Below are 12,357 nucleotides of genomic sequence, written 5' to 3' on the forward strand. Positions count from 1 at the left end.
AAACCACCTTTGCAATTGCTGTATCGTTAGGCTTTCGGAAAGATTATTTCAACCGGGAAAGCGGATGCCGGGTATGCGTGGATCACGTTCATCCCCGGGCAATCGTTTTCCAGAAACCCGGCAAGCAGTCCGCGCTTTTTTATTGTTCCGCTAAACTCGAAAAAGAAACGGGCACCGGATGGCAAAGTGCTGACCGATAAATATAACCGGTTGTCCCCGTTTGGATCGGCTGCTTCCTCAACAGCCGCGAGAAAATGATTCATCCAGCCGGTCAGCTCCCCGTCATCCGGGAGCGCATTCTGGTCTACATCCAATATTTCATATGCAATCTGCACCGTGTGCCCTTCCCAGTTATATGTAAGCAAAAGTTCGGCAAATTCCGGCCGATGCAAATTTGATAATTTTGACTCCTGCTGCGTTTCCCGGATAATGTCTTCCACAATATTTTTGACTTTTTCCATCTTGTTCAAGCTGGCGTATCCTTTGATCAGCTGCACCTTGTTCAGCCAGTCATGCCTGGCGTGGCGAAGCACGTCAACCGTCGTCCATTCCCGCATTTTCATAGCTCCCGTTCTCCGAAATAGGTTATGTTTAAGTATAACAAAAATTGCCCCAGGTTGCACGGGGCGCGAATGGATAGCGCACTCGCCAGGCGGGTGCGGCAGCGCGGTTTTTGTACGTTTTTCGGTACAGACGCGGCGTTTGTACTGCCGGAAAATGCAAAAGCCCCGGGCCGCGAATATCGCAGCCCGGGGCTTTATGGGTCAGGCTTCTTGTGCCACCGGATATACGCTCACTTTTTTCTTGTCGCGGCCGAGGCGTTCAAAACGCACAACGCCGTCAACTTTCGCAAACAAAGTGTCGTCGCCCCCGCGACCGACGTTTTCGCCCGGAAAGACTTTCGTCCCGCGCTGGCGGTAAAGGATCGAGCCGCCTGTTACGAACTGCCCGTCCGCACGTTTTGCGCCGAGGCGTTTTGCGATCGAGTCACGGCCGTTTTTCGTGGAGCCGACCCCTTTTTTGGAAGCGAAAAACTGAAGATCTAATTTCAACATGATGCTCACCTCCTATTCAAAGGTTATATGGATAAATTCGCCGTATTCCCGTTCTATCGTCTCGAGGGATACAACCATGCCTTCAAGCAGAATCTGCACTTTTGCCGCCTGTTCTTCCGGCAGCTGCGCAGGGATTTTGCATTCCAAAAGGCCGCTTTCGGACTGGCGGATTTCAGGTTCAACCCCCGCCACTTCCATAATGGCGTTCACCGTCCCGAAAGAAACAGCGGAAGCGCCGGCACAGACAATGTCCTGGCCGTATCCGGCAAATTCGGCATGGCCGCTCATTTCAAAAGACGAGATGTTCCCATTCTTTTTGCGTTTGATGCGGACCCGGATCATGCCGCGTGCACCTTACGCATTGATTTTTTCAATGACCACTTTTGTGTACGGCTGACGGTGGCCTTGTTTTTTATGGTAATTTTTCTTCGCTTTATATTTGAACACAACGATTTTTTTCGCACGGCCGTGTTTTTCCACTTTACCCGTAACCGTAGCGCCTTCAACAACAGGGCTGCCAACTTTTACCGATTCGCCGCCGACAAAAAGAACGCGGTCAAATGTAACAGATTCGCCTTCTGCTGCATCCAATTTTTCAATGTATACAGCCTGGCCTTCTTCTACTTTGATTTGTTTCCCGCCGGTTTCAATAATTGCGTACATCACTGCACCTCCTTAAGACTCAGACTCGCCAAAGACAGGCGTTTTACGAAGCGTAAAAACTTGGAAAGCCTGTTCCTGAGCGGTTGTAGCACAGGGCGCTACAAACATAACATACTGATGGTAACACACACTTTTTCCTTTGTCAATTGGGATCTTTGCCTTTTGCGGCAAGCGCGGACAGGGGCCCGAACTGCCGGATGGCATAAAACGGATGCGCATCGCGGGAGATGTGAAAAAACAGTCTCATGCCGAGCAGGTTTTCCAGCCGCTTTAAGTGTACCCCCGTTTCCCCGCAAAAACAATCTTTCACATCTTGCGTGCATTCAATCAAAACGGCTTCGTAATCCGCGTGCGGCGCTTCCCACAGCTCGCGTTCGAGGCGGAAAGCAAGCGTCTCGGGGCTTTCGATTTTGCCGCTGCCCCCGCAGACCGGGCAAACGGAAAGCAGTGCCTCGGGGAGCGATTTGCGCGTTTTCTTGCGCGTCATTTGCAAAATGCCGAGCTCCGTAAAACCGGTGATACGAGTTTGCTTCTCGTCGTTTTCCAGCTCTTTTTCTAGCGCCGCCCTCACTTGCGCGCGCTGTTCATCGCGCTGCATATCGATAAAATCAACGAGAATGATGCCGCCGTAATCGCGCAGTTTCAGCTGGCGGCCGATTTCTTTCGCCGCAAGCAGATTCGTTTTCAACACCGTCTCGGCCTGGTCCGTTGCGCCCGTATATTTTCCGGTATTCACATCGATGATGGTGAGCGCTTCTGCTTCGTCGATGACAAGATAGGCGCCGTTTTCAAGCCAGACCACTCTTTTCAACGCATCCTCAAGCGCCCGGTCGATACGGTAGCGGGTAAAAATATTCTGTTTTCCGCTATAGAGCTCAAACGACCAGTCCAGTTCCGGCCGGCCCGCAAGCAATGCTTTCAGGCGGGCAAGCGCCTCCGCATCGTCCGCAATCACCATGCCGCTTTTTAAACGGGCAAGTTCGCGGAAAATTTCCGCTTCCACCGTGCTTTTTTCGTGCAGAACAGCCGGCGCTTTCAGTTGTGCCGCCTTTTCGAGCAGGCTTTTGTACCGAAGCCTGAGGGATTTTAGTTCATCGAGCCACCCGTCCCCGCCGGCATGGATGGCCGCGGTCCGGACAATAATCCCTTCCTGCGGTTCAAGCGCTTTGCGGGCCCTGGCCCGCCACTTGTTCCGGTCCGCATCATCCGCTTTTTTGGAAACAGCCGTGTACTTTCCTTCCGGCAGATACACAATCTGTTCCCCCGAAAGCTCAATGATGCCGGTCAGAAGCGGCCCTTTTTGCCCTGTTTCATCTTTTTTCACCTGGACCATGACCGTCTGCCCGGGCGAAAGATAAGCGGAAATCGCGGCATTTGGATTTTTGCCGTGCACAAAAGCGGGAAGCCGGCTGATATGCAAGTAACCGTGCCGGCCCCCGCCGATATCGATAAACGCGGCATTGATGCCGGGTTTGACGTCCGCCACCTTGCCGAGATAAATATTCCCGACTTTTGCCGCGCCGCCCGGCTGCCGGATGCGGATGGCGGATACTTCGCCGTTTTCCATGACCGCATACCGTTTTTCCCTTGTTTTCACATTGATGATGATTGACCTGTCCAAAAATTCCACCACACTGTCTTCGCTTTCAGCCGCTTCTATTGCGATTGCCATCAATAATTATACAGAATATCGCTTACTTTCGCATTGGTTTGCTTCTCGGAAAAAAAGGCGTGAAGGAGTTCATTTTCATCGAGTTTCCCGACTTCCACCCCGTTTTTAAGGACAATGAGCGGATGTTTGCGCCCGCGTTTAAAGCTTTCAAGCACTTCATACAAGTATGCGCCCGCATCCACTTCGATCGTTTCCAGATGGCGGAGCGGTTCCCTTTTGCCGTAATACCGTTCAAGCAGGAAACGGATAAAAACAAAGTAAAGCTGTTTCCATTCTTTCCAAAGTGCGGCATATAAATAAACGACGATCGCCCAGACGTTCAAATTTGCCGGCGCATTCAACAGGGCGGCCGCATGAAAAAGGAACAGCGCGATAAACGAACAACAAATCGTCATCCGGAATGCGCGCAAAAAAGGATAGACCGTGGAAAACGCCATATTCAGCAGTTTCCCGCCGTCAAGCGGCCAAATCGGGAGCAAATTAAAAAAAAGAATGGCCCGGTTCCACTCCCCGATTTGCGTATACATCTGCCCGGGCAAGACATCGAAACGGAACAACACGTGCGCGAAAACAGCGATCCAAATATGCTGGAGGGGGCCTGCGAGTGTCACGATCAGTTCTTCTTTCAGCGGGCGGTTTCCGTGTTCCTCCGTTTCAGCGACGCCGCCGAACGGCAAAATGGCAATTCTTTTAACCCGCCATGAAAAATATTGCGCCGCAACCGCGTGCCCCATTTCGTGGATGAAAATGATCGCAAACAGCAGGATGAGATCCTGGAAACGGGCGGTAACAGCAGCAATGGCGGCCACGGCCCAGAAAAGGGGATGGATTTTGATTTTTTTCAGAAGCCAAAACCGCTCATTCAAATTTAATCACCTGGATCGGATCGATAAAACCGCCGTCTTTTTTAAGCGCAAAATAAAATTCCCCTTTTTCCCCGCTGCTTCGCGCCGTGCCGACCTTTTCGCCCGTCTTGAGGCTGTCATACTGGCCCACATCAATTTTGCTGAGGTTTGCGTACCATGTTTCCGTTGAATCGGCATGCTGGATAATGACGGTATTGCCCAGTTTCGGCTTTTTCCCGGCAAAAATGACCGTCCCGCCGCTCATCGCTTTTACGCTTGCGCCCGGCTTTGTTTCAATCGTAACCCCTCTTCCATCGGCTGAAAAACTGGTCAGAACTTTTCCCGATACCGGCATCGCATATTGCGGATCTTCATTGGAAGCAGCGGTTTCCGTTTTTGACGATTTTTCCGGAAAGAGCGCGACCGGCTTGCCAAACTTTTTTTCATACCAGGCGGCTGCTTTTGCAAATTGAAATTCGGACGCCATTACCTGTTTGACGGCGGCTTTCGGCTTGTCAAATTCCGGACGTTCCGATTTAAACAGAATTGCCACAGCGAGGACAAGGCAGGCAGAAGCCAGAATTTTAAATAGCACCGTTTCTTTTTTAAAAAGCGGATGCGGCGTTTTGCCCGGCGGTTCATATACATGTGTGCCTTCATCCTTAATCAGGCTCGCATAGACCGTTTCTTTGCCGTTATAAGCCTGTTTCATCGTTTTTCTCCGCTTCGCCATTTGCCTCCGGATTTCATCGGCGCGGTTTCCCAATCGATTCACCCCTTCTGTACAGGCATTCGTTTATTACCAATGTATGACCTGTCCAAAGCGGTTAGAACCGGGAACAAAACAAGCCGCCCTGATCGTTTGGAAAAACGTTCAGACACGGCTCTGCCATTAAGAAGATTTCGAACTAAATAATTTTTTAAAGCGCGCAAACATGCCGCGTTTCTGGTCTTCAAGCGGCATTAAAGGCACCGTTTCCCCCAAAATCCGGCGGGCAATATTCCGGTAGGCAAGGGATGCGCGGTTCGTCGGATTTAGCGCAATCGGTTCGCCCTGGTTCGAGGCGCGGATCACTTCTTCATCATCGGCTACAATCCCGATCAAATCGATCGATAAATGGTTTGTCACTTCATCGATGTCCAGCATGTCCCCGCTTTTCATCATATGGCTCCGGATCCGGTTGATGATCAGTTTCGGTGGCTCGATATGTTCTTCCTTTTCCAAAAGCCCGATGATCCGGTCGGCATCCCTTACCGCCGAGATTTCTGGTGTTGTCACAACAATCGCCTGGTCAGCACCCGCCACTGCATTTTTATATCCCTGCTCAATGCCGGCCGGGCAGTCAATCAGAATATAATCGTAATCCTGTTTTAACCCGTGGATCAATTGTTTCATTTGTTCCGGCGTGACGGCGGATTTGTCGCTTGTCTGGGCAGCCGGCAGCAAAAAGAGCTTGTCATCGAAACGCTTGTCCTTTACGATTGCCTGGTGGATTTTACAGCGGCCTTCTACGACATCGACCAGATCGTAGATAATCCGGTTTTCAAGCCCCAGCAGGACATCAAGATTACGGAGCCCGATGTCTGTATCGACAAGGCAGACTTTCTTTCCGAGAAGCGCGAGCGCTGTCCCGAGGTTTGCCGATGTCGTCGTTTTGCCGACGCCGCCTTTTCCGGATGTGATGACAATCGCTTCACCCATATGAGAACCCTCCTTTTAATCTTGTCATATTCGGCCGCAAATATTTCAAAACTTGCAATTTATCAATGATAATATGGTCCGATTCATCTATGTAAGCACATTCCATCTCATGCCGGCCCTCTTCCCCGTAATCATCAGGGGCCCGGTTCAGGCAATCGGCAATCCGGATTTGGGACGGAACCATATTGGAAGCGACAACAACGGCGTCCCTTCTCCCGCTGTAGCCGGCATGCGCAATGCCGCGGAGGTTTCCCATGATAAAAATATTGCCGTTTGCAATCACGGTACCGCCCGGATTGACATTGCCGACAAGCAAAAGATCGCCTTCCGCCTTTAACACCTGCCCGGACCGGACGATGGTGGTGACAGGCACAATTTCATTTTCCGCTTTTTCGCGCGCAGCCGCTTCTTTTGTGATGACATTGCTGATGATTTCATCGACAACAAGGTTCCGCCGGGAACGCACAAGGCTTTTGATCTCCTCTTCCTGACCGGGCGTCAAATAACGGTTGCCAAGCTGAATTTTGACGGCAAGAATCGGGCTGTTCTCTTCCTCATCGGCAGCCTGGACCAGTAATTTTTGCTCTAACTCCGCCTTTAAAGCTTGAAAGGAGCATTGGTCGTTTAAATGCAGCACAATTCCGTCTTTCGTGCCTTTTATGGTTACATTTTGCGTTTTTTTCATTTCAAACTGCTCACCTCAACGGCTGATAAATGAAACGGCATCCATCCGAAATGGCTTTCAGACGGCGTTTTTCGGCCCGGCACACGGGATTTCAAGCCTCCGTGCGTGCGGTTCCTGCCGGTTTTTCGGCCCGCAAACCCCTTTGCTTTTTCCACTCCCCCTTGTCCGGATAATTCGACAAAAAGGCAGGAAATCCTTCTTTCCCATTTTAACAGATTTTCTCCCCGCCGGTTATTCCTTTTCTTCTTCCCTTGCGCGCCGCTTTAAAAAATTTCCCATCGGATACCATGCCAAAATAAAAAAAGCGGCGTTTAAGATCAAAGTCGGCCAAAGCCTGAGCAAGAGAAAATCGTCAAATCCCATCACCTGCGGATTAATTAAAGCATTGATGCCATAGACCAAAAATTCGACAATCGCCATGTTTAAGACTGCCACAAGCGTGCCGGTAAAAATATTGGATTGGAGGATCCTGTCCATTTTTTCTGTCAGGTAAACCGCAAGCGGATAGAAAAACAGATAAATGCCCAAAATGCCCGTGTAAAAAGCATCAAACAGCATGCCGAATACAAAGGCATAAATGATGGAGAGCCTTTTGCGGTAATGCATCCCCATTAAAATCAGCATCACGAGCAGAAAATGGGGAACGATGGTAAATTTTCCGCCAAAAGAACGGGCCGCAAAAAATTGGGCAAATAAACTTTCAGCAATATAGCACAGGCTTAAAATCAGAGGGAGCACGATACGTTTCATCACTGCTCTCCTCCCGTGCCGCCCGCGTTGAATTTTTGTGTTTTCCGGTTGATGACGAGCACTTCGCGGACATCATAAAAATTGGCTGCCGGCTTGACATAAGCGGTTTGCGTCAGCCCGTTTTCATCCGGGGTCACTTTTTCGATGTCACCAATCAGAAGCCCGCTCGGAAACATGCCGCTTAAACCGGATGTCACGACATGATCGCCTTTTTTGACTTTGATATTAAAATCAAGCTGTTTCAAAAGCAGCATTTTGGTTTTTTTGTCGTACCCTTCGATTAATCCGTAAGCATCTTTTTTGGCATTTTGCACTTTGGCGGATACGCGGTTCGTTTCATCGGGCGAGCTCAAAAGTTCGACGGTTGAATAAAATTTGTCGACCTGCGTGACTTTTCCGAGGAAACCGCCTGAAGTGACGACGGCCATGTTTTTGGCAACGCCGTTGACTTCGCCTTTATCAATCACCACTTGCTCGTACCAATTATCCGGGTTGCGTGCAATGACCTGGGCCTGAATGGACTCTGAATCTCCGAGACTGTTTTTTTCCTTTATAATAGATCTCAAATTTTCATTTTCTTTTTTTAGTTCGTGATTTTGCGCTTCCAGGCTTGTCAGCTGTTCCAAATGGGATTTCAGCTTTTTGTTTTCGGTATATGTATTTTTTAAGTCCTCGATATTGTCAAAAAAACCGGCAAGGGCATTGGCAGGTTTGGCAATGACGGACTGGCCGAGCCCGACGATATCGCGCACAAACTGTTCCGGTTTTGAAATCCGGTCGCGTTCCCTGATGGAAAACCCGATCATGGCGACAAGCAGGATAACACTGATTAAAAGGACGATCAATCGTTTATTCCAAAAAAACTGTGGCATAAAATCCACTCCCATAACACTTTGTTCCAGCCATTCCCGGATTGAAAACCATTCTCCCGCCAGGAAAGCCGGCAGGAGAATGAGTTAACAGGACACTGGCATTCTTCTTATTTAGAATCTTTTGCTTTGTTTTTAAACAGTTCAATATTTTCGAGCGCTCTGCCTGTTCCGATTGCTACGCAGTCGAGCGGGTTTTCGGCAATGAGCACCGGCATTTCGGTTTCTTTGCTGATGACATGGTCGAGGTTACGCAACAGGGCACCCCCACCTGTCAGGACGATGCCGCGGTCCATAATATCAGCTGCCAGTTCAGGCGGTGTCTGTTCAAGCGTGTATTTGACCGCATCGACAATGGCATACACCGTGTCGTGCAGCGCATCGGCCACCTCATCCGCGGAAATCGTGATCGTCTTCGGCAAACCGGTCAGCAAATCCCGGCCCCTGATATCCATCGGTTCGATCCCCTCCGGCTCGCCTGCTGAACCAATTTCCATTTTAATTTGTTCTGCGGTCCGGTCCCCGATTAAAAGATTATAATTTTTGCGGATATAACTGATGATCGCTTCATCCATTTCATCCCCGGCCACCCGGATCGACTGGCTTGTCACAATCCCGCCCAGCGAAATAATCGCCACTTCCGTTGTGCCGCCGCCGATATCGACAACCATGCTTCCGGTCGGCTCCCAGACAGGCAGCCCGGCGCCGATCGCTGCTGCAAAAGGCTCTTCAATCGTAAAAGCATCCCTTGCCCCGGCCTGGCGGGTTGCATCAATCACCGCGCGCTCTTCCACCGCCGTGATGCCGGACGGAACGCAGACCATGACATACGGATTTTTTGAAAAAAAACCTTTTTTATTTGTGGCCTGCTGAATATAATACTTCATCATCGCAGCCGTCGTTTCATAATCCGCAATCACGCCGTCTTTCATCGGCCGCGTCGCCACGATGTTTCCCGGCGTCCTGCCGATCATTTTTTTCGCGGCATCCCCGACTGCGACAATTTGTTTCGTATCCGTCTGGATAGCCACAACGGAAGGTTCCCGCACGACAATTCCTTTCCCTTTTATAAAAACCAATGTATTGGCTGTCCCAAGATCAATCCCCAGGTCTTTACTTCCGAACATGGATGTATCTCCCTTTCTTCACGATAAATTTTCATCACCAGTTGGTGCCATACTTTTGCTTATTTATGGATGCCGCTTTGAAAATGCATCCGGATTCTGGCTTTCCGGCGCAGTGCCGACCGTAAAAATCATACGATTTATTATATCGTAACCATAAAAAAATTCAAAGCCTTACAAATACCCTTTTTCTCTCAGGCTCACAAATTTTTTCTCACCGATGATCAAATGGTCAAGAATCTCAATCCCCATTATTTTACCACATTCGGCAAGCCGTTTGGTAACTTCGATATCTTCTTTGGAAGGAGAAGGGTCCCCGGATGGATGGTTATGGAAACAAATAATGGAAGCAGCTGAACGCCTGAGCGCTTCTTTGAACACTTCGCGGGGATGGACGATCGAGGCATTTAAGCTTCCGATGAAAATCGTCTGCCGGTGGATCACCTGGTTTTTAATATTTAAATACAGGCAGACAAAATGCTCCTGGGACAAAAAGCGCATATCATTCATGACATAATTGGCCCCGTCCTGCGGCGTGCGGATCACATAACGCGTATCGTGCTGCAAATTGGCGATCCTTCTGCCGAGTTCAATGGCGGCCAGAATCTGGACCGCTTTTGCTGTGCCGATGCCTTTGATGGCTGTCATTTCCTCAAGGGAAGCATCTTTTAAAAACCGCAAGCCTTCAAAATGGCGGATCAGCCTGTTGGCAAGCTCGAGCACCGATTCATCTTTCGTGCCGGTACGGAGTAAAATGGCAAGCAGTTCCTGATTGGAGAGGCTCTCCGCTCCTGTGCGGATCAGCCGTTCACGCGGGCGGTCTTCTGCAGGAAAATCTTTGATCAGCATTTTTTCCAAATGAATTCCTCCTTTTCTAAAGCAGGAGGCGGGGGAATCAAACCAATAGGCTTTTGTATGGGAGATACAATTGTATCGTACCAAAAAACGGGCCGTGTAACAACTGCAAATTCAACCTTTTCAGACAAAAAATAGTGCCATGCGGGCATTCGTGGCACCGCAGCTTTTCAGCCGGAAGCCCGCATTTGGTTTCAATGCCCGCTGTAAACCTTTACGTAGTCCAGCAGGTTTTGTTCGGCATCCGTTAAATCCTGCCGGTTGCCGCTTTTTTGATAAGCCGCGAGCGATTCATACGCGGCCGTTTCGTATTTTTTCAGCCGGCCGAGCGTTTCCTGCCTGACTTTTGCCAGCTTTTTGACGTTGCCGGCTGCTGTTCCGACTGTCTTCATGCCGTCCGGTGAAACCTCTCCGTTCTGGACAGCGGCGGCCGTTTCTTTTGCCAGTTTTTGAAAAAGCGGAACCGTTTCCCGGGCAAAAATTTGCTCATCCTTTGTCGTCGTTTGGACCTTTTTGCTGGAAAAACTGATTTCTTTTGCATACAGTTCGACGCCTTTGTCTTTCCAGGCACTTTCCATTTTTTTGGCCGTGCCAGGGCTGTCGGCCACACCTGCAAAAATATAGCGCTGCCCGTCCATCGAAAGCTGCATCGACGGGACCTTTTTTGAGGCGAGTTCGCGCGACACTTTAGAGGCGGCGCCTTCCGTGCTGAACACCCCTGCCTGGATGATGCCGATGCTTAGCGCCGGAAGCCTGGCCTCTTGCTGTGCTGCGCCCGTTGCAGCGCCTTCAGCCTGCTGATTCGGGAGTTTTGTTTGATGATCTCCGTACGCAATAAATTTTAATACAACAAACCCGAGCAGCGCCCCAAACACCACTGCGGACACGACAGAAAACAAAATCGCCGGCGCGGCCCTATTCGCCGCCGTTTTTTTCGGGAAGATACTTTTCTTTTTGGGCGCGGGTGTATAATGGATCGGCCGGAATTCTTCAATCTGATCCGCATCGAGTTCGGGCAGCACCCATTCAAATGATTCCTCTTCTTTTGCGCTGTCTTCCTGTGCGGCAGCCGTTTCCTCGGCCGCTTTCCAGTCATGGACTTTTACGCTGTCTTCCGGCTGCTCCTTTTTTCCGCCCACTTTGACTGTAATTTTCGCCTTTTTTTTCGCCTTGTCCAATGCTTTCACCTCTCCTGCCCGATTTGCTTCATGCTACCATAACCGGCAAAAAAAAGAACAAGACTTTTGTCGCCTTGTCCAAAAACCATTCGCCGATTTCCGGCATTTTATGCAAATTTTATCCGAGCCCGGAGAAACGCAAATACATCCCGATAAGGCTGTTTCCGAAAAAATAGGCGGTAAGCGCACCGATGGCGATAAACGGCCCAAACGGCACCGGTTTTCGTTTTTTAAATTTGCCGGCAGCCATCAAACCGACGCCGTAAAGCGCGCCAAAGAGGCAGGCCAGAAAAAAGGCCAGAAAAGTTTTCTCTATGCCGAGCACAAGCCCGATCACAAAAAACAATTTAATGTCCCCGCCGCCCATCGCGCCTTTTGTGAAAAAGGCAATGAGATAGAGGAGGCAAAAGCCGAAAACCGCCCCGAGCCAGGCGGACCACCACGGCGATGCCGGGTGAAAAAGCCGGACGGCGGCAATGGCGGCTGCAAAAGGAAACAGCACTTTATCAGGAATAAGCATATACGCCAAATCGGAAACGGTAATGATGACAAGCAGCGAAATGAACAGAATGGCAAGCAAAAATTCAAGGCTCCAGCCGAACCGGTAAAAGGAACAGGCAAACAAGCCCCCGGTCAGCGCCTCAAACACCGGATAAATCGGGGAGATCGGCGCGCGGCAGCTTCTGCATCTGCCCCGTAAAATAAGAAAAGACAATACCGGTATATTTTCATTCCAGCTTAACGAGTGCCCGCACTTCGGGCAATGCGACCCGGGACGGATAATCGATTCATGATTCGGCACACGCAGCCCGATGACATTATAAAACGAGCCGAAAACCATCCCCAGTGCCGCAAAATAAGCAGTCCATAATCCATGCATGTTTGATCCCTCTGATCTTTCAGCATATGGTATTTTCTTGGTTCGCTACCGGCAAGCAACGGGCGATATTAAGCATATG

15 protein-coding genes and 1 other annotated feature are annotated in these 12,357 nt (G+C 50.0%); all 15 genes read right to left on the reverse strand.

Going from position 1 to position 12,357, the window contains the following annotated elements:
* Positions 1-26: 26 nt before the first annotated feature.
* Positions 27-557 carry a Spo0B C-terminal domain-containing protein gene (locus NSU00_RS09685; protein WP_340702742.1) on the reverse strand — a complete coding sequence of 177 codons (531 nt, stop codon included), beginning with the start codon at positions 555-557 and terminating at the stop codon, positions 27-29.
* A 207-nt stretch (positions 558-764) separates the two neighbouring features.
* Positions 765-1,055: a 50S ribosomal protein L27 gene (rpmA, locus tag NSU00_RS09690; RefSeq protein WP_013859801.1), complete on the reverse strand. Its 291-nt coding sequence runs from the start codon at positions 1,053-1,055 to the stop codon at positions 765-767.
* Positions 1,056-1,067: 12 nt separating this feature from the next.
* Positions 1,068-1,397, reverse strand: a complete 330-nt coding sequence (locus NSU00_RS09695) for a ribosomal-processing cysteine protease Prp (protein ID WP_013859802.1) — start codon at positions 1,395-1,397, stop codon at positions 1,068-1,070.
* A gap of 12 nt (positions 1,398-1,409) precedes the next feature.
* Positions 1,410-1,718: a 50S ribosomal protein L21 gene (gene rplU, locus NSU00_RS09700; protein ID WP_013859803.1), complete on the reverse strand. Its 309-nt coding sequence runs from the start codon at positions 1,716-1,718 to the stop codon at positions 1,410-1,412.
* A gap of 11 nt (positions 1,719-1,729) precedes the next feature.
* Positions 1,730-1,813 (reverse strand) — a sequence feature (ribosomal protein L21 leader region).
* A gap of 47 nt (positions 1,814-1,860) precedes the next feature.
* Positions 1,861-3,390 carry an Rne/Rng family ribonuclease gene (locus tag NSU00_RS09705; RefSeq protein WP_340702743.1) on the reverse strand — a complete coding sequence of 510 codons (1,530 nt, stop codon included), beginning with the start codon at positions 3,388-3,390 and terminating at the stop codon, positions 1,861-1,863.
* Positions 3,390-4,256 (reverse strand): M50 family metallopeptidase, encoded by an 867-nt coding sequence (locus NSU00_RS09710; protein WP_061574065.1) that lies wholly within the window; start codon positions 4,254-4,256, stop codon positions 3,390-3,392. The genes NSU00_RS09705 and NSU00_RS09710 overlap by 1 nt, the downstream gene beginning before the upstream one ends.
* On the reverse strand, positions 4,249-5,001 hold the full coding sequence (locus tag NSU00_RS09715; RefSeq protein ID WP_061574066.1) for a M23 family metallopeptidase: 753 nt from the start codon (positions 4,999-5,001) through the stop codon (positions 4,249-4,251). Before NSU00_RS09715 ends, NSU00_RS09710 begins: the two co-directional genes overlap by 8 nt.
* Before the next feature lie 126 nt (positions 5,002-5,127).
* Positions 5,128-5,937, reverse strand: a complete 810-nt coding sequence (gene minD, locus NSU00_RS09720; protein ID WP_327076375.1) for a septum site-determining protein MinD — start codon at positions 5,935-5,937, stop codon at positions 5,128-5,130.
* Positions 5,930-6,622, reverse strand: a complete 693-nt coding sequence (gene minC, locus NSU00_RS09725) for a septum site-determining protein MinC (RefSeq protein ID WP_340703608.1) — start codon at positions 6,620-6,622, stop codon at positions 5,930-5,932. The genes minD and minC overlap by 8 nt, the downstream gene beginning before the upstream one ends.
* Before the next feature lie 231 nt (positions 6,623-6,853).
* Entirely contained in the window at positions 6,854-7,372 is a 519-nt protein-coding gene (mreD, locus tag NSU00_RS09730) for a rod shape-determining protein MreD (RefSeq protein WP_041819195.1), read from the reverse strand.
* Positions 7,372-8,244 (reverse strand): rod shape-determining protein MreC, encoded by an 873-nt coding sequence (mreC, locus tag NSU00_RS09735; RefSeq protein ID WP_207368107.1) that lies wholly within the window; start codon positions 8,242-8,244, stop codon positions 7,372-7,374. The genes mreD and mreC overlap by 1 nt, the downstream gene beginning before the upstream one ends.
* Before the next feature lie 107 nt (positions 8,245-8,351).
* Positions 8,352-9,368 (reverse strand): rod shape-determining protein, encoded by a 1,017-nt coding sequence (locus NSU00_RS09740; RefSeq protein WP_195850701.1) that lies wholly within the window; start codon positions 9,366-9,368, stop codon positions 8,352-8,354.
* 171 nt (positions 9,369-9,539) lie between these two features.
* A complete protein-coding gene (radC, locus tag NSU00_RS09745; RefSeq protein ID WP_013859812.1) occupies positions 9,540-10,223 on the reverse strand; it encodes a RadC family protein in 684 nt (227 codons plus the stop codon).
* A 191-nt stretch (positions 10,224-10,414) separates the two neighbouring features.
* The gene (locus tag NSU00_RS09750) at positions 10,415-11,407 is read right to left on the reverse strand and encodes a hypothetical protein (protein WP_230951701.1); all 993 of its coding nucleotides are present in this window, start codon (positions 11,405-11,407) and stop codon (positions 10,415-10,417) included.
* 109 nt (positions 11,408-11,516) lie between these two features.
* Positions 11,517-12,278 (reverse strand): prepilin peptidase, encoded by a 762-nt coding sequence (locus tag NSU00_RS09755; RefSeq protein WP_013859814.1) that lies wholly within the window; start codon positions 12,276-12,278, stop codon positions 11,517-11,519.
* Positions 12,279-12,357 lie beyond the last annotated feature (79 nt).

It is taken from the genome of Weizmannia sp. FSL W8-0401, assembly GCF_038009125.1.
GTDB classification, from domain to species: domain Bacteria; phylum Bacillota; class Bacilli; order Bacillales; family Bacillaceae_C; genus Weizmannia; species Weizmannia coagulans.